The 16,717-nt window shown below is 64.1% G+C and carries 19 protein-coding genes; 15 read left to right on the plus strand and 4 right to left on the minus strand.

Annotated features, from left to right (window positions below; all coding sequences use genetic code 11):
* The first annotated feature begins 19 nt into the window (after window positions 1-19).
* The 4 genes from PSEMAI1_RS0119940 (at window position 20) to PSEMAI1_RS0119955 (ending at window position 2,729) form a co-directional block, all read left to right on the plus strand.
* On the plus strand, window positions 20-583 hold the full coding sequence (locus tag PSEMAI1_RS0119940) for a YIP1 family protein (RefSeq protein ID WP_024304564.1): 564 nt from the start codon (window positions 20-22) through the stop codon (window positions 581-583).
* Between the two features lie 25 nt (window positions 584-608).
* Complete coding sequence (locus PSEMAI1_RS0119945; RefSeq protein WP_024304565.1) at window positions 609-1,064, plus strand: MarR family transcriptional regulator; 456 nt, start codon at window positions 609-611, stop codon at window positions 1,062-1,064.
* 192 nt (window positions 1,065-1,256) lie between these two features.
* Window positions 1,257-1,709: a GNAT family N-acetyltransferase gene (locus PSEMAI1_RS0119950; protein ID WP_024304566.1), complete on the plus strand. Its 453-nt coding sequence runs from the start codon at window positions 1,257-1,259 to the stop codon at window positions 1,707-1,709.
* Between the two features lie 279 nt (window positions 1,710-1,988).
* The gene (locus PSEMAI1_RS0119955) at window positions 1,989-2,729 is read left to right on the plus strand and encodes a sporulation protein (RefSeq protein WP_024304567.1); all 741 of its coding nucleotides are present in this window, start codon (window positions 1,989-1,991) and stop codon (window positions 2,727-2,729) included.
* A gap of 75 nt (window positions 2,730-2,804) precedes the next feature.
* Here PSEMAI1_RS0119955 and PSEMAI1_RS0119960 read toward each other — a convergent pair whose 3' ends face one another.
* The 3 genes from PSEMAI1_RS0119960 to PSEMAI1_RS0119970 all read right to left on the minus strand — a co-directional run bounded on the left by PSEMAI1_RS0119960 (window position 2,805) and on the right by PSEMAI1_RS0119970 (window position 6,390).
* Entirely contained in the window at window positions 2,805-3,110 is a 306-nt protein-coding gene (locus PSEMAI1_RS0119960) for a hypothetical protein (RefSeq protein WP_024304568.1), read from the minus strand.
* 15 nt (window positions 3,111-3,125) lie between these two features.
* Entirely contained in the window at window positions 3,126-4,838 is a 1,713-nt protein-coding gene (gene leuA, locus PSEMAI1_RS0119965) for a 2-isopropylmalate synthase (protein WP_024304569.1), read from the minus strand.
* A 337-nt stretch (window positions 4,839-5,175) separates the two neighbouring features.
* The gene (locus PSEMAI1_RS0119970) at window positions 5,176-6,390 is read right to left on the minus strand and encodes a winged helix-turn-helix domain-containing protein (protein WP_024304570.1); all 1,215 of its coding nucleotides are present in this window, start codon (window positions 6,388-6,390) and stop codon (window positions 5,176-5,178) included.
* Window positions 6,391-6,535: 145 nt separating this feature from the next.
* Here PSEMAI1_RS0119970 and PSEMAI1_RS0119975 point away from each other — a divergent pair, with 145 nt between their 5' ends.
* The 10 genes from PSEMAI1_RS0119975 to PSEMAI1_RS0120015 all read left to right on the plus strand — a co-directional run bounded on the left by PSEMAI1_RS0119975 (window position 6,536) and on the right by PSEMAI1_RS0120015 (window position 13,022).
* The gene (locus PSEMAI1_RS0119975; protein ID WP_024304571.1) at window positions 6,536-6,871 is read left to right on the plus strand and encodes a hypothetical protein; all 336 of its coding nucleotides are present in this window, start codon (window positions 6,536-6,538) and stop codon (window positions 6,869-6,871) included.
* An 80-nt stretch (window positions 6,872-6,951) separates the two neighbouring features.
* On the plus strand, window positions 6,952-7,287 hold the full coding sequence (locus PSEMAI1_RS0119980) for a hypothetical protein (protein WP_198019646.1): 336 nt from the start codon (window positions 6,952-6,954) through the stop codon (window positions 7,285-7,287).
* A gap of 176 nt (window positions 7,288-7,463) precedes the next feature.
* On the plus strand, window positions 7,464-7,937 hold the full coding sequence (locus PSEMAI1_RS21935) for a hypothetical protein (RefSeq protein WP_156943173.1): 474 nt from the start codon (window positions 7,464-7,466) through the stop codon (window positions 7,935-7,937).
* Window positions 7,938-7,989: 52 nt separating this feature from the next.
* Window positions 7,990-8,421: a hypothetical protein gene (locus PSEMAI1_RS20780; RefSeq protein WP_024304573.1), complete on the plus strand. Its 432-nt coding sequence runs from the start codon at window positions 7,990-7,992 to the stop codon at window positions 8,419-8,421.
* Window positions 8,422-8,532: 111 nt separating this feature from the next.
* Window positions 8,533-8,763, plus strand: a complete 231-nt coding sequence (locus PSEMAI1_RS0119990; RefSeq protein WP_024304574.1) for a DUF2789 domain-containing protein — start codon at window positions 8,533-8,535, stop codon at window positions 8,761-8,763.
* A 168-nt stretch (window positions 8,764-8,931) separates the two neighbouring features.
* Window positions 8,932-9,246: a hypothetical protein gene (locus tag PSEMAI1_RS0119995; protein ID WP_024304575.1), complete on the plus strand. Its 315-nt coding sequence runs from the start codon at window positions 8,932-8,934 to the stop codon at window positions 9,244-9,246.
* 168 nt (window positions 9,247-9,414) lie between these two features.
* Window positions 9,415-11,388, plus strand: a complete 1,974-nt coding sequence (locus PSEMAI1_RS0120000; protein WP_024304576.1) for a U32 family peptidase — start codon at window positions 9,415-9,417, stop codon at window positions 11,386-11,388.
* Window positions 11,389-11,492: 104 nt separating this feature from the next.
* A complete protein-coding gene (locus PSEMAI1_RS0120005) occupies window positions 11,493-11,855 on the plus strand; it encodes an STAS/SEC14 domain-containing protein (protein ID WP_024304577.1) in 363 nt (120 codons plus the stop codon).
* A 107-nt stretch (window positions 11,856-11,962) separates the two neighbouring features.
* The gene (gene gstA / locus PSEMAI1_RS0120010; RefSeq protein WP_024304578.1) at window positions 11,963-12,574 is read left to right on the plus strand and encodes a glutathione transferase GstA; all 612 of its coding nucleotides are present in this window, start codon (window positions 11,963-11,965) and stop codon (window positions 12,572-12,574) included.
* A gap of 112 nt (window positions 12,575-12,686) precedes the next feature.
* A complete protein-coding gene (locus PSEMAI1_RS0120015; protein ID WP_024304579.1) occupies window positions 12,687-13,022 on the plus strand; it encodes a nucleotide pyrophosphohydrolase in 336 nt (111 codons plus the stop codon).
* Between the two features lie 15 nt (window positions 13,023-13,037).
* On the opposite strand, the gene PSEMAI1_RS0120020 is transcribed toward PSEMAI1_RS0120015, so the two are convergent.
* Window positions 13,038-14,252 carry an HD-GYP domain-containing protein gene (locus PSEMAI1_RS0120020; protein ID WP_024304580.1) on the minus strand — a complete coding sequence of 405 codons (1,215 nt, stop codon included), beginning with the start codon at window positions 14,250-14,252 and terminating at the stop codon, window positions 13,038-13,040.
* 241 nt (window positions 14,253-14,493) lie between these two features.
* Between PSEMAI1_RS0120020 and PSEMAI1_RS0120025 the strand changes: the two genes are divergently transcribed.
* Window positions 14,494-16,572, plus strand: a complete 2,079-nt coding sequence (locus PSEMAI1_RS0120025; protein WP_024304581.1) for a methyl-accepting chemotaxis protein — start codon at window positions 14,494-14,496, stop codon at window positions 16,570-16,572.
* Window positions 16,573-16,717: the final 145 nt, after the last annotated feature.

Genomic DNA, 16,717 nt, shown 5'->3' on the forward strand with positions numbered 1-16,717 from the left:
CAAACCGAGGAGCATTGCCATGAGTCTGCTTACCCCCGTCCGCATGATGGTGTCTTCGCAGGATGGCTGGGACGAACTGGCCAGGAGCCATCCCTCCCTCGGCGCCAGCTTTGCCAAGGTGGTGCTGCCGGCATCGCTGCTGGGCAGCGCGATGATCCTCTACGCTGCGTACTTCCATGCCGACGTCTACGCCCCGGCCGTGCCGTTCCGCCACTGGCTGTACATCGCCCTGCTGTTCCTGCTGGTGAGCTGGCTGTGCGTGTCCTTGATGGCCTACGTGATCCAGCATGCGGTGCGCAGCACCCGGCCGCTGGCGTACCGCGACTGCTACCGCCTGGCGGCGATCGCGCCGCTGCCGATCTGGCTTTCCGCCTTGACGCTGATGGTGCCGAGTCCGCTGTTCAACATGTTGGCGGGTGTAGCCGGCCTGTTCGCCTCGGCCGGGCTGATTCTCCATGGGCTCGATGCCTTGTTCGAGCACGATCACTGGGTCCGGACGCTGTCGGTCACTTACACGGTGTTTTCAGTCGGGGCGCTGGTGTGGGCGATGGTGATCGGGCTGTTGGTGCTGCCGCTGCTGTAGGGCGCGAGTAAGCCCGCTATCCGTCATGCCATTACCTTCCTCATTAGCCAAACGCGATTTCGAGCGCCTGGCCGATTTCCGCTACCGCTTGCGCCAGTTTCTCCGCTTCAGCGAGGAACAGGCGCAGCAGCATGGCATCACGCCGCAGCAATACCTGCTGTTGCTGCAGCTGAGGGGCTACCCGGGACGGGACTGGGCTACCGTGGCCGAGCTGGCCGAACGGCTGCAGTCGCATCATCACAGCGTGGTCGGGCTGGTGTCGCGCTGCGAGGGGCAAGGGCTGGTGCAGCGCCGGCCGGGCCGGGAAGACCGCCGCTGCGTGGAGGTGAGCCTGTTGTCCAAAGGCGAGGAACTGGTCGAGAAGCTGGCCATGGCACATCGCGACGAACTGATCCTGCTCAAGCAGGTGGGCGGTCACCTGTCGCTGGATTTGCTGTTGCAGGCGCAGCAAGGCCTTGACGACGCTGCTGAAGCGGAGTGAATAGCGGCTGCTTCCCCTTGCCGGCGCGGCGAACGGCCACGTATCGAGCGCCTGTCCGGCTCTCGTTTTGCTTTCCCAACCCTGCACCATTGCTCTTTTCCCAGTGGTTCCTGATTATCGGCAGCGAGTGGTTCTATCGGCAGGACAAGCCCTGCGGCATGCTGGGCCGATTATCCAGACCAGGAGCCTGCCGTGAGCGACGACATCCAGATCCGCGCCGTGAGCGCCGCCGACCATGATGCCTGGCTGCCCTTGTGGCGGGGTTACCAGGCGTTCTACCGCACCACCATTCCCGACGCCACCAGCGCCGTCACCTGGCAGCGGCTGCTCGACCCGCACGAGCCGATGGCCGGCTACCTGGCGTGGCAGGGTGGGGAAGCCGTCGGGCTGGTGCACACCATCTACCACCGTTCGTGCTGGACGGTCGGTAACTACTGCTACCTGCAGGATCTGTACGTGGCCGAGGGTCTGCGCGGCCGTGGCGTCGGGCGCCGGCTGATCGAACACGTCTACCGCCAGGCCGCGGCGGACGGCTGCTCGCGCGTGCATTGGCTGACGCACGAGAGCAACCGCGATGCGATGCAGCTCTACGACCGCATCGCCGAGCGGTCCGGCTTCGTGCAGTACCGCCGTCTGTTCGGCTGAGCGGGCAGGGAAGCCTGGCCGTCTCCGTGCGTGCGCATCTGCGCTTCTCCGCGTCGCTGCTTCGGCCGGGCCGATTTCGTCGCTATTCCCGCGTCGTCGCTGTGCACGGCGAGCTGGCTACTGGTCGGGCGCGCATTCTCGCCGTACGATGCGCGGCTGACTCGGCGAGCCGTGCGTTCCTCCTGCCGGCCGGTGGTGACGGAACTGCGGTAGGGTTCGACGGTCTGCTTCTGGCCGGCCCATCCCGAGCGCCGGTTTACTCAATAACGGAAAGAGACAATGTTCAAGAAATTGCTGGCTTCGCTCGGCGTGGGCGGAGCCCAGGTAGATACTCAACTGGATAACCCACGGCTGCGCCCCGGCGATCTGCTGAGCGGCCGCGTGGTGGTGAAGGGTGGCAAGGCCGATCAGGACATCGAGAAAATCGACCTGTTGCTGATGACCGAAGCCGAATACGAATCCGGCGAGCACGAAGACCGCGTCGCCCAGCCGCTGGGCGCGGTGCGCGTGGCCGAACGCTTCACCATCCGTGCCGGCGAGGAGCGCCAGCTGCCGTTCCGCCTGCAGTTGCCGGCCGAGACGCCGATCAACGCCCTGGCGCACCATGGCCGTCCGCTGCCGGTGTGGATCCACACCGACCTCGCCATCGACATCGCGCCGGATGCCAGCGACCGCGACCTGCTGGAAGTCCACCCCACGCCGCAAGTGGCCACGCTGCTGCAGGCCTTCGAACAGCTGGGCTGGGGGCTGTACAGTACCGACGTCGAGGTCGGCACGGCCCGCGTCGGCAACGTGACGAGCACGCTGGGCTGCTACCAGGAAATGGAATTGCGCCCGTTCGGCGGCCATCCCCGCCTGCAGGAAATCGAGCTGACCTTCCTGCCGGCCGGCGACAGCGTGCACGTGCTGATCGAGGTGGATGCGCGCTTCGGCGGCGATTTCTACCAGGCGTTGACGATGGGCCCCGGTTTCGCCGCGCAAGACTGGGTGGCCGAGCTGCGCACGCGCCTGGCCTTGTAAGACGCTTCCGCCCGGCCTGCGCGCCGGCAAGCAAAACGGCAGCCACCGGGCTGCCGTTTTGCTTGAATAGCGAACTTACTTGTCCTGCAGCGCCTTGACGGCTTCCTTCACCGTCGACGCCTGCTGCTTGAGTTCGTCCATCTGTTCCTTCAGCTCGGGGTCGAGGATCGCGGCGGCCTGCCCCACCTTGGCCGCCACTCCCAGCGCCGCGCTGGCCTGCTGCTTCAGCTGGCCGACCGGCGCGCTCGCTTCTTCCACCGTGGCATGCACCGCACCGATCGCCGCCGAGGCCGATTGCTGCAGCTTGGCGGTCTGTTCGTCGCTGCAGGCGGCGAGCCCCAGCGACAGGACGGTGACGAGGAGGAGGCAGGACTTGGGCATGGGCGTTTCTCTGTGTTATCGGGAGCTGGTCAGAGGCAGACAGCGGGATGGAAGTTCCTGGCAGCGGGCCTGGGGTGTATCGGGTTGTTCTGCCAGACTGCGGTTGAGGGCCGAGAGCAGGGCGTCGATGGCGGCGGCGGTGATGTTGCGGTCGATGCCGGCGCCGTAGCAGGCCGGCAGGCCCGGCAGTTGTAGTTCGACGTAGCACGCCGCGCGCGCGTCGGCGCCGCTGCCGAGGGTGTGTTCGTGATAGTCGCCGATGCGGGCTTCGAGGCTCAGTGCGTCGAGCAAGGCTTCCAGGGTGCCGCCGCCCTGGCCGTGCACGCGGTGGCTCTCGCCGCGTAGCTGCAGGCTCAGCGTGGTGGTGCCGTCGTCCTGGTACTGCTGTTCGAAGCCGTGGCAGCGGTAGGGGACGCGGGCCTCGAGATAGTGGCGGTGGAACAGCGCGTAGAGTTCGTCCGCCGTCACTTCCTGCCCGCTGGCATCGGTGTGCTGCTGGATCAGCCGGCTGAATTCGATCTGCATGCGGCGCGGCAGCCGCAGGCCGTGCTCCGACTGCAGCAGGTAGCTGATGCCGCCCTTGCCCGACTGGCTGTTGACGCGGATCACGGCGTCGTAGCTGCGGCCGACGTCGGCCGGGTCGAGCGGCAAATAGGGCACCTGCCACGATGCGCCAGGACGGCGCGCATCCAGCCCTTTCTTGATGGCGTCCTGGTGCGAACCGGAAAACGCCGTGTATACCAGCTCGCCGGCGTAGGGGTGGCGCGGGTGCACTGGCAGGCGGTTGAATTCCTCCACCTGGCGTCGTACCGCGTCGATGTCGGAGAAATCCAGCCCCGGCGCCACGCCCTGCGAGTACAGGTTGAGCGCCAGCGTCACCAGGTCGACGTTGCCGGTGCGCTCGCCGTTGCCGAACAAGCAGCCCTCCACCCGTTCCGCCCCGGCCAAGAGTGCCAGTTCCGCTGCCGCCACAGCGGTGCCGCGGTCGTTGTGCGGGTGCACGCTGAGGATGATGCTGTCGCGCCGGGCCAGGTGGCGGTGCATCCATTCGATCTGGTCGGCGTAATGGTTGGGCGTGCTCAGCTCCACCGTGGCCGGCAGGTTGACGATCATCTTGCGCTCCGGCATCGGCTCCCAGGCGGCGATCACGGCGTTGCACACCTCCAATGCGAACTCGGGCTCGGTGGCGGAGAAGGTCTCCGGCGAGTACTGGAACACCCAGTCGGTGGCCGGGTCGGCATCGGCGAGCTCACGGATCAGCCGCGTGCCGGCGAGCGCTAGCGCCTTGGCCCCGGCGCGATCACTGGCGAACACCGTCTCGCGCCATTGCGGAGCGGTGGCATTGTAGAGATGGACGATGGAGCGGCGCGCTCCGCGCAGCGCGTCGAAGGTGCGGCGGATCAGGTCCTCGCGCGCCTGGGTGATGACCTCGATGGTGACATCGTCGGGGATGTGGTCCTCATCGATCAGCCGGCGCACGAAGTCGAAGTCGGTTTGCGACGCTGCTGGAAACGCCACCTCGATTTCCTTGAAGCCGATTTCCACCAGCAACTGGAAGAAACGCAGCTTGGCCTCGCCGTCCAGCGGCTCGATCAGGGCCTGGTTTCCGTCGCGCAGGTCGGTGCTCATCCATTGCGGTGCACTGCGCAGGATACGTCCTGGCCATTGGCGGTCGGGCAGAGCGATCGGACTAAACGGTGGGTATTTTTGACTGGGGTCGGCAAGCATGTTCATTCCTTTTTAGACAATATGTAAAACATGACGATTGTCGTTTTAATTAATTAGCCATATTGTCGAATAATTTGTCAAAACAAGGCAGGAATTAGCTGGTGGAAACTGTGTCAATCGGACCATTTGTAGAATTGTGGGTGTCAGAAATGGCAAAAGCCTGGCCGAAGCGGGGCTTCGGCCAGGCTTGGGAAAGTGCGCGGGAAGGTATCGCCCGCCGCGTCGACAGTGGCTAGTGACTGCCCTTGCGGCCGACGTAGTCGATGTGCCTTTGATGCCCGTGGGCCGGTCGGCAACGGCGGGCAGGGGCGGTGAAGAATGGCGAAATTACCGCCCCTCAGGCCTGGCTCAGCGCCTCCGCCAGCCCGTCCGGTGCCCGCTGGACCTTCACCTGCGGCGTGCCGTGCCAGTCGGCCAGCCTGGCGAGGGCGGTGCGCAGATCGGCCGTCAGCCGCTGCGTCACGCGCACGCCTGGCTCCAGATAGAGCGCCTTGACCTCGAACACGCCCTGGGCACGGTGTGCCTTGGCGTCGAGCCGGCCCACCAGCCGGCCGCGCTGCAGGATGGGCAGCACGAAGTAGCCGTACTGGTGCTTCGGCGCCGGCGTGTAGCACTCCAGCCGGTAGTCGAAGCCGAACAGTTCGGCGGCGCGGCGGCGGTCCCACACCACCGGGTCGAACGGCGACAGCAATGTCGTGGCGCTGGCCTTGAGCCGCTCGTCCGCCGCCAGCGCGAGTTCGTCGGACAGGCTGGCGTGTACGAAGGCGTCGTGCTTCCAGCCCTCGATGCGCACCGGCAGCAGTTCGCCGGCGTCGGCCAGTGTGTGCAGCGCGGCGTCGTAGCGGCCGCGCTTGAGCCGGTAGTAGTCCGCCACCCAGCCCGCCTTGACCACGCCCAGTGCGCGGCAGCTCTGCCGGATCAGTTCGTGCTGCGCCGTCTCCGGCGGTGGCAGGTCGTGTGCGTCGTTCCAGTCCGGGCGCACTCGTTCGGCCAGGTCGTAGATGCGCTGGAAGCGTTGGCGCTTTGCCACCATCAGCCGCCCGGCGGTGAACAGCACTTCGAGGTGGCGCTTTTCCGGCTTCCAGTCCCACCAGCCGTCGCCCTTGCCGCCACGGCGCTCGAAGTCGGCCGAGCGCACCGGGCCGTGCATGCGGATGTGTTCGATCAACTGCTCGATTTCGGCGCGGTGCTTGTCCATCCACGCTACCGAGTACTTCCAGCCCATGCCCGCCGGGTCGAGCATGCGGTGGCGCAGCAGGCGGTAGTCCTCAGACGGCACGAAGCAGGCCTCGTGCGCCCAGTATTCGAACAGCGCGCCCTCGGCCAGCAGCGCATCGAGCCACGCCGGGTCGTAGTGGCCGAGCCGGCTGAACAGCACCAGGTAGGGACTGCGCGCCAGCACGTGGATGGTGTCGATTTGCAACAAGGCCATGCGCCGGATCGCCGCCAGCACGTCGGCCTTGCCGGCTCGGCGCCTGGGCGGCGTCAGCAGGCCCTGGGCGGCCAGATGGAGGTGGCGGGCGGCGCTGGGCGAGAGATGGACGGTGGTCATGGCGGTGGCATGGGGTGGGTGAAGGGATGACTATAGCAAAGGGGGGCGCGGCTAGCGCAGGACGCTACAGGATAGCCATATGTCATTATCAGGGTATCATCTTGCCTGGTACGAATCTGAGTTCAGCATGAAGTGAGGTGTCCTGATGACCCGGCAAGAAGCCAGAAACATCCTGCAATCCCTGGCGCATGGCATCAATCCGGCGAGCGGCGAAGTCTTGTCCAACCAGAGCCCCTTCAACCAGCCCGACGTCATCCGGGCTTTGTTCGTGGCCGGGGAGGCCCTAGTCGAGGCGGAAAAGCGCCAGCGTAAGGAGGCATCATCGGATAGCCATGCGGGGCAGCCCTGGAGCGAGGAAGAAGAAAGCCGCGTGAAAGCGGCATTTGCCGAGGGGAAATCGATCGTCGAGATCGCGGCCCTCCATCAGCGCTCGCGCGGCGCTATCACCGCGCGCTTGGCCAGGCTGGGTTTGATCAGCTGATCGTTGCGGTAGCTTGGGTGGAACTGAAGAGACGTCCAGGCTACGAGCATGTAGTTTCACCCTGCATGTTGAGGAGCAGCATGCCTCGGGTCCGTGTTGCTGGGCATTTTATTTCGGTCGGAAATCCTATGTGGCGAGAACAACTGAAAAAGGAAATGGCGAACATTCCTGCGACCAGAGAGCGCTATTTGTGGTCGGCTTTTGGTGGTTCGATGATCTTTGCCTTGATGGCAGTGGGTGACTTCTTTCATCCCGTGAATGCGTGCGAGCAGTCCCATCGCTTTGGCTGCGTGATAGAAAGCTTTGTGTCATCAGTTTTTGGTACACCAATCGCTGAATCCAATTGGCAGTTTCCTGCTGCCTTGGCGGTGTGGCTGCTGGTTTTGGGGATAAGGAAGTGGCTGACCAAGCGCTGATTTAGTTGTGCAGGATTGCTCTCGCTGTAGGTTGAGCTGAACGAGAAGAAGCCAAACCTGCGGGGCTCGCTGCTATTTCTGGCTGAAAAGAGGTTCGGATTGGGTGAATTCTGGCGAGAATTTCTAGTTCTATGAGATTCAGCAAAACCAAAATTTAAATGGATGGGTGAGAATACATGGAAGCTTGTTATCGAATTTTAAGAATTATGCGGCCATGGAGTAGATTAATCCTTTGGACAGCAACTTTTTTTGTCATAACGGCGTGTACAAAAGCTAACCATTTGGTAATAGATATACCAGAAAGATTTCGTGGAACAAGGGAGGGGGTGTATTGTGCAAAAAAAGACTTCAACTATATCGTATTTATGTCATTTCCCTATGGAAATAAATTAGAAAGGGGACGGATAGAGGATCTGTTGGGCAGGGTCGCTTTCGAAGGGGAACTAGATGTAGAGATAGGAGGAGCCCAACATGTCTATATTAAAATGAATGATCTTAGGAGGAGTGGCTTTTCTGCGCAAGCTGTATATGGTAATTCAAAAAATATATATATGAAAAAAGGCTGTTATCCAGTCAAGGTGAGAGTAAATAAGGAAATTCCGATTGCATCCAGGCTGGAGATCGGAGTCTATCCAAAAACAGCTTATTGAAGACTGAGGTTTGCGCACTCAATTAAGATGGCGTATAGATATAAAAACTGTAATGAACAAGATCAAAATCACCAAATGGATTATCGTGGCGGCAGGGGTATTCTTCGGAATGGCCATTGTTGGCGGCTACTATGTGTCCCATTCGATGTGCACCAACGAAGTGATTGCCGAATTGCCTTCCCCGGAACGCGACTACCGGGCGGTAGTCTTTCAGCGTGACTGCGGCGCTTTAACGGGTTTCAGCACGCAAGTTTCGGTCTTCCGTTCATGGTCCTTTCGGGGCAACGGTGCCGGTAACGTTTTCATCGCGGATAGCAACCACGGTGCCGTTCCTGTAGGGCAAGGTGGAGGCCCCGAGGCCAGGGTCCGGTGGCGTTCACCGCGTACCTTGGTGGTGTCCTACCATCGCAATGCCCGTGTGTTTCTGGCCGAACGCCAAGTGGGCGCTGTCCAGATCGAGTTTGAACCGCTTGCCAGTCGGTAACGTGGAATCCCATTTTTCTTCCTTACCTCTTATCTCCACCTTCCCCCCGCCGCCACAGCGACTAAGCTGTCTGTGTGAGTCCTCATTCCACTCCACGACAGGGAGAACGACATGGATACCGGCAAGCACGAACTGCCGCAGCTGTTCCAGCAACTCGGGCTGGGCGGCGATGCGGCGGCGATCGACGAATTCTTGGCCAAGCACCGGCTGGAGCACGGCGTGGAGGTGGCCGACGCGCCGTTCTGGAGCCCGGCGCAGGCGGATTTTCTGCGCCAGGCGCTGGAGAGCGACGCCGAGTGGGCCGAGGCGGTGGACGAGCTGGCGACGTTGTTGAGCCAGTAGCCGCGCATCCCGGCAAGGCCGGGCTGATCCGGCAACCGGCCCTCTGCGGCGTTGCCGGCTTGGCCCTGGAACCCCAAGGCCTGTTCCTTCCGCCCGGCGTCTGGCCATTTGCATGTCGGTACCGTGGAAGAACGGCCGTGAACAGGTCATAGACAAAGGAGGCACATCATGATGATTGCCCGCTGGAGCATCGAGGCCAAGTTCGGCCACAAACCCGAGGTGGTGGCGGAGATGCAGCGCTGGCTGCGCGACATCGGCTCGCAGGTCGGCTGGACCGCCGACCGGGTGCGGCTGTTGAACGGCTCGATCGGCGCCAAGGAGTCCACCATCCAGTCCGAGATCGAGATCGCCGACCTGGCCGAGCTCGACGCGGCGTGGAGTAAGCTCGCCACGATCGAGGCGCACGCGGTGTGGAGCCGGGCGCTGGAACCGCACGTGGTGTCGGGCACGCAGCGCTGGGAAATCTTCCGCGTCATCGGCTAGGGCGGACACCCCGGCGCGAGCCGGGGGTTGCGCCGCGGGGCGCTCCCTCGCGATGCCCGACGACTCAGTCACAGGCTTCCGCCCTACACCTAAATCCCTGATTCCGCTATACTTCCGCCCCTGTCGCGTGCCCGCGCGCGCCACCACCCCCAGCAAGGAAGCCGTCGCATGAGTCTGTTGCCGCATCAAGTCGAACTGTTGTCCCCCGCCAAGAACGCCGAGATCGGGCGCGAGGCGATCCTGCACGGGGCGGATGCGGTGTACATCGGCGGACCGAGCTTCGGCGCGCGCCACAACGCCTGCAACAGCGTCGAGGATATCGCCGGGCTGGTCGAGTTCGCGCACCGCTACCACGCGCGCATCTTCGCCACGCTCAACACCATCCTGCACGATGCCGAGCTGGAGGCGGCGCGCAAGCTGATCTGGCAGCTGTACGATGCCGGCGTGGATGCGCTGATCGTCCAGGACATGGGCATCCTGCAGATGGACCTGCCGCCGATCCAGCTGCACGCCTCGACCCAGTGCGACATCCGCGACGCCGACAAGGCGCGCTTCCTGTCCGACGCCGGTTTCAGCCAGATCGTGCTGGCGCGCGAGCTGACCATTCCGCAGATCAAGAAAATCGCCGAGCGCGTGGGGGACAGTGCCACCATCGAATACTTCATCCACGGCGCGCTGTGTGTGGCGTTCTCCGGCCAGTGCTACATCAGCCACGCCGATACCGGGCGCAGCGCCAACCGTGGCGACTGCTCGCAGGCCTGTAGACTGCCGTACACGCTGACCGATGCCAACGGCGGCGTGGTGGCTTTCGACAAGCACCTGCTGTCGATGAAGGACAACAACCAGAGCGCCAACCTGGAGGCGCTGCTGGATGCCGGGGTGCGCTCGCTGAAGATCGAGGGCCGCTACAAGGACGTCAGCTACGTCAAGAACATCACCGCGCATTACCGCCTGCTGCTGGACGAGATCATCGAGCGCCGCCCGGAACTGGCGCCGGCCTCCAGCGGCAGCAGCGAGATCTTCTTCGCGCCGGACCCGGACAAGACCTTCCACCGCGGCGCGACCGATTATTTCGCCACCGGGCGCAAGCAGGACATCGGCGCCTTCGATTCGCCCAAGTTCGTCGGCGTGGCGCTGGGCACCGTGCACAAGGTGGGCGAGACCTGGCTGGAGATCGCCACGTCCGAGACCATGAGCAACGGCGACGGCATCAACTTCATGAAGAAGCGCGAGGTGGTGGGCATGCAGCTCAACACCGTCAAGCAAATCGGCAAGGCCGAAGGCGGCTTGCTGTTGTGGCGCTGCGAGCCCAACGACCCGAGCGTGCTCGCCGGTCTCAAGCCCGGCACCGACATCAGCCGCAACCGCGACCACGCCTGGGAGCTGGCGCTGTTGAAGAAATCGGCCGAGCGCCGCGTGGGCGTGTGGGCCACCTTGAGCGACGGCAGCGACGGCCTGACCCTGACCCTGACCGATGCCGACGGCTGCAGCGCCACGGCCAGCGCCGCCATCGCGCTGGAGCCGGCCAAGGATGCGGCCCGGGCCGAGGCCGGCCTGCGCGACGCCATCGCCAAGCTCGGCAACACCATGTTCGAGGCGCACGACGTTCAGCTATCGCTGTCCCAGCCGTGGTTCGTGCCGGCCTCGGTGATCAACGGCCTGCGCCGCGAGGCGGTGGAGAAGCTGGAGGCCGCGCGCCTGGCCGCCTGGCCGCGTCCGCCGCGCAAGGTGCCGGTGGAGCCGCCGGTGCCGTACCCGGAAAAGACCTTGAGCTACCTCGCCAATGTCTACAACTCGCTGGCCTGGCAGTTCTACACCCGGCACGGCGTCGAGGTGATCGATGCCGCCTACGAGGCGCACCAGGAAGAGGGCGAGGTGTCGCTGATGATCACCAAGCACTGCCTGCGCTTCTCGTTCAACCTCTGTCCCAAGCAGGCCAAGGGTGTGAAGGGGGTGATGGGGCAGGTGCGCGCCGACCCGATGACGCTCAAGTCTGGCAGCGAGACCTATACCCTGAAGTTCGAGTGCCGGCCGTGCGAGATGCACGTGATGGGCAAGATGAAAAAGCACATCCTCAAGTCCGCGCCGCCGTCGGAAATCCCGACCAGCGCGCCGATCACCTTCTACAAGCAGCGGCCGTAACCGCGCCGCCGTGGCGCCTCGCTGTCGACCGCCGTCTCATTCGCGCCACGTCCGCCCGCCGGGCGAGCCATACTGAAAGTAGGGCATGGTGTAAGGAGACGACGATGATCGATACGTTGACGAGTCCCTCGCCCAAGGTGGTGGCCATCAAGCTGCGCGGCACGCTGCACGACGCCGACTACCGCACGCTGGAGCCGTTGGTGCAGGCGGCGCTCAAGGATGGGCGCAAGGTACGGCTCTATGCCCAGTTCGACGATTTCCACGGCTGGGACTTGCACGCGGCATGGGATGATATGGTGTTCGGCACGCGCCACTATACCGATTTCGAACGCATCGCCGTGGTCGGCGACGAGAAGTGGCAGGAATGGATGGTGAAGCTGGTGCGTCCGTTCACGCTGGCGTCGGTGCGTTACTTCCCGCGTGAGGAAACCCCGGCCGCCTGGGCCTGGATTCACGAGGAGTTGTAACGACAGGCTGTACCGCAAGACCGCCGTAATACGCAGGAGATTGTTGCCAGCAAGATTTTGGGCCAAGCTGCCGGTGCTGTCCCGTCACCATCAGTGGAGGATGCATCATGAAGCTCTATCTTGCCCCCGGCGCCTGCTCGCTGGCGCCCCATATCGCACTGCATGAAGCCGGTTTGCCGTTCGATACCGAGGGGGTCGACCTGCGCGAGACGCCGCATCGCACCGAAGGCGGTGCCGATTACACCATGATCAACCCCAAGGGCTACGTGCCGGCGCTCGAGTTCGACCACGGCGATGTGCTGACCGAATGCGCCGCCATTCTGCAGTTCATCGCCGACCAGGCGCCCGAAATGCGGCTGGCGCCGCCCAACGGCACGCTGGAACGCTACCGGCTGCAGGAGTGGCTGAACTTCATCTCCGCCGAATTGCACAAGGGATTCGGCCCGATGTGGGATCCATCGGCGCGGGACGACATGCGCGAGGCCGCCTGGGCGCGCATCAGCCGGCGCCTCGACTGGATCGCTCCGCAGCTCGCGGAGCGGGATTACCTGATGGGCGACTTCAGCGTGGCGGACGCCTACCTGTACACCATCCTCAACTGGACGCACTACCACAAGCTGCCGCTCGACAAGTGGCCGGCGCTGCAGGACTTCATGGCGCGCATGGCCGCGCGTCCGGCGGTGCAGCAGGCGCTGCGCGAGGAGGGTCTGCTGCAGTAAGCTGTATGGCAGACGCCAGCCACTCTGCCCCGTCACGACGGGGCAGAGTTTTGTCGGCGTTTCACGTGAAACATTCTCTCCATCCCTGACCCCGCAACGAGAAAGCCATCGCATGACCGCCCCCGTTTCCCTGATCGACAGCACCGGCCTTGCCGCCGCCCTGGAACGCTTCGCCGACGAGCGCCACTGGCCGCGCTACCACACCCCGCGCAATCTGGTGCTGGCGCTGACCGGCGAAGTCGGCGAACTCGCGGAAATCTTCCAGTGGCTGACCGACGACGAAGCGGCCTGTCTGGCCGAGGACCCGGCACGTTTCACCCATCTGCAGGAGGAGATGGCCGACGTGCTGATGTACCTGGTGCGGCTGGCCAGCGTCACCGGCGTCGACCTCGACGCGGCGGTGCGCGACAAGCTGGTCAAGAACGCGTTGAAGTACCCGACGCCCTGAGCGTGCCGCTGTGCCTCATAGAAAGCGCAGCGGGTCGACCCGCCATTGCTCAGGCGACTCGTGGCGCACGATGCGGTCGCCTCCGCCCTGGCCCAGCCCGCGCGCCAGGTCGATCAGCTGCGGCACGATGTAGCTTTTGCTCTTGAGGCTGAAGAAGGCCTTGACCTTGGGGGTGAGCATATTGCTTTCGCTCTGTTCCACCACCACGGCCAGCTTGCCGCTTTCCAGGCGCACCAGCGTGCCGACCGGGTAGATGCCGGTGCAGCGCAGGAAGGCCTGCACCAGCGCCGGGTTGAAGTGGAACTTCGACCATTCGTAGATCTTGCGCAAGGCATCGGTCGGCGTCATGCCGCGGTGGTAGCAGCGGTCGGAGGTGAGGGCGTCGTAGACGTCGACGATGGCCGCCATCTGACCCAGTTCCGAAATCTCGCTGCCCTTCAGCCCGCGCGGGTAGCCGCTGCCGTCGTGGCGCTCGTGGTGCTGTGCCGCCACCTCGATCGCGGTGGCCGAGACGCCCGGTGTCAGCCGCAGGATCTTTTCGCTTTCCTGCACGTGGCATTTCATCACGGCAAATTCCGTCTCAGTCAGTTTGGCCGGCTTGTTGAGGATGGCGTCGGGAATCCGCATCTTGCCGATGTCGTGCAGCATGCCGCCGATGCCGGCGTGGAGGAGGGTGTTCTGGCCTCGCTTCATGGCATGACAGAAGCTCACCATCAACGCGCCGACGCTAACCGAATGCAGGAAGGTGTAATTGTCCTTGTTCTTGATGCGGCACAGCGCCAGCAGAGCATCGTTGTTGCGCAGGATGGAGGCGGTCATCCTTTCCACCACCGGCTCCACCCGTTCCAGTTCCACCTGCCGCCCCAGGCGCACGTCCTGCATTACGTGCTGGATGATCTGGTGTGCCTCGGCATGGATGTGGCGTGCCTGACCGAATTCCTCGGCCGCTTCCACCTTGCGCGGTGGCTGGGTCTCGCGTGCCGCCAGGGCGCGCAGTTCCTGTTCCATCTGCTGTTCGACTTCGCCGGCGCTCGGTGCGTGCGCGACGTCCAGCCCCTTGTCGGTATCGATGTAGAGCTGATGAATGCCGGCATCCCGGATCTTGTCGATTTCGTCCTCGCTGGTGATGACGAATCGGTTGCGCAGAAAGGGGTGGCTCATCCAGTCGCAGTTCAGATCATGGATGTACATGCCCGGTTTCAGGTCGGAGATGTCGATGCACTTGATCATGGCAAAAAACCACAATGGGATGTCGCTTCCATTCTACAGTGATTATGGCATGACGATACGATCGGCGTCGCCGAACCATGGGGCAGAAATGCTTTTTCCAGTACGATAGTTTTGATAGGAAATAGTGAGAATAAGGCGTATTTTTTGCGTGTTTTTGAAAAAATCGATGCGAAACAGATAAGCGACAATCACTAGAGTTGGTCACAGGCTCGTCACAACAAGCAGGGGGGAAATCCGCATCATGAGAACAAGGGAAACGTGGGGAAAACTGAGTCGCAAGATCACCCTGGTCGGCGGCTTGTCGGTGGCGCTGGGCTTTGCCGTGATGGTGGGGCTGATCGCCAAGATCAGCTACGACAGCGCCTTGGAGCAGGGTTACCAGCTGGCGTCGGAGCAGGCGCAGGGCTACGCGCGTCAGGTCGAGGCCGAACTGGGGCAGAACATGGCCCTGCCGCATCACTTGGCCGAGGCGGTGATGGGGCTGAAAAAGACGGCGCCGCCCGAGCGCAAGGTGGTCGATGCCATGATCGTCACGATGCTCGACCACTCGCCGCAGAACATCGGGCTGTGGATGCTGTGGGAGCCCAACGCCATGGACGGCCGCGACGACGCCTATCGCCTCGACTGGCCGCGTCATGACCCCACTGGCCGCTACACCCCCTACGTGACGCGTGACGCGTCCGGCCACGCCAAGATGGACGTGATGTTGGACAGCGAGCGGGTGAAGGCCTTCCCGCAGTACAAGGACAACCCGCAGAGCTACCAGCCGGATTATGAGAAACCGGGCTGGGGCGATTACTACTACGTGCCCAAGCAGCGCGGCCGCGACACCATCACCGAACCGTTCTTCTACGAGGTGCAGGGCAAGAAGGTGCTGGAGAGCTCGCTGGTGACGATGATCAAGGATCAAGACGGCAAGTTCCTCGGCGTCTCCGCCGCCGACCTGGCGCTCGACGCGCTGCAGCAGCGCTACGGCTTCATCCGGCTGTACCAGACCGGCTACGTGCGGCTGGTGTCGGAGGGCGGCATGTACGTGGCCAACCCCGATCCGGCCAAGGTGGGCCAGCCTGTCGGCAAGGACGAGGCGCTGGGCGAGAAGCTGCTGCAGATCCGCCAGGGCGAGAACTTCGTGTTCGAGGCCGACGGTTTCACCCACTTCTTCTTTCCGGTCAAGATCGGCGATACCGGCCAGTACTGGTCGCTCGGCGTCAGCATTCCCAGCACCGCCATCACCGAGCCGGCGGTCAAGCTGCGCAACAGCGCGATCCTGATCGGCGTGGTGGCGCTCGTCGCCATCATCGTCATCCTGGCGCTGGTGGTCGGCGCGCTGACCCGTCCGCTCAACCAGCTGGCCGACACCATGGAACAGCTGGCGTCCGGCCAGGGCGACCTGACCGTGCGCATCGCCATCGCCAACCGCGACGAGATTGGCCGCACCGCCACCGCCTTCAACCGGTTCATCGACAGCCTGCACGGCATGTTCGTCGGCGTGCGCGAGCAGAGCCACGCGGTGGCCGAGGCGGCGGCGCGGCTGACGGCCTCGGCCGCCCAGGTGGAGCAGGCCTCGGCGGCGCAGTCGGACACCGCCAGCGCCACCGCCGCCGGGGTGGAACAGGTCAGCACCAGCGTGCAGCACATCGCCGACTCGGCCGGCCAGGCCGAGGAACTGGCGCGTCAGACCGGCGCCATCACCGACCAGAGCGTGGCCACGGTCAAGCGCGTGGCGGCCGAGATCCACTCGATGACCGGCGACATGCACGCGCTGGCCGAGCGCATGGGCGCGCTGGGCACCCGCTCGGAGGAGGTCAGCAGCATCGTGCGGGTGATCCGCGACATCGCCGACCAGACCAATCTGCTGGCGCTCAACGCCGCGATCGAGGCGGCGCGCGCCGGCGAACAGGGGCGCGGTTTCGCCGTGGTGGCGGACGAGGTGCGCAACCTGGCCGGGCGCACCGCCGAGGCGACGCTGGAGATCGGCCGCATCGTCGAGGCCATCGGCAAGGAGACGCGCGACGCGGTGCGCGAGGTGGACGGCAGCCGCGAGCGCGCGGTCAGCAGCGTGAGCATCGCCGAGGCCGCCGACGGCAGCATGCAGCAGGTCTACCACTGCAGCCAGCAACTGGTCGGCAACATCGTCGACATCGCCGCCGCCACCCGCGAGCAGTCCTCGGCCAGCGCCGAGATCGCGCGCAACGTCGAACAGATCAGCGCCATGGCGCAGTCCAACCGCCAGGTAGTGCAGGAGGTCTCGACCGCGGTCGAGCGGCTGCACGAGCTTTCGGCCAGCCTCGAGAAACTGGTGGGCAATTTCCGACTCTAAGCTGGCACCGGAACGGACACGGCGCCGCTCCGGCGGCGACCGTGCTCCCGGCCGGGGTCACCCGTTCGACGAAGGGGTTCTTATCAGCCGGCCGGTTTCGGCATATAATTCGGCGGTTTTGTTCGGAGGGCCCCGATGTCCTGCC

Source organism: Pseudogulbenkiania sp. MAI-1 (assembly GCF_000527175.1).
Taxonomy (GTDB): domain Bacteria; phylum Pseudomonadota; class Gammaproteobacteria; order Burkholderiales; family Chromobacteriaceae; genus Pseudogulbenkiania.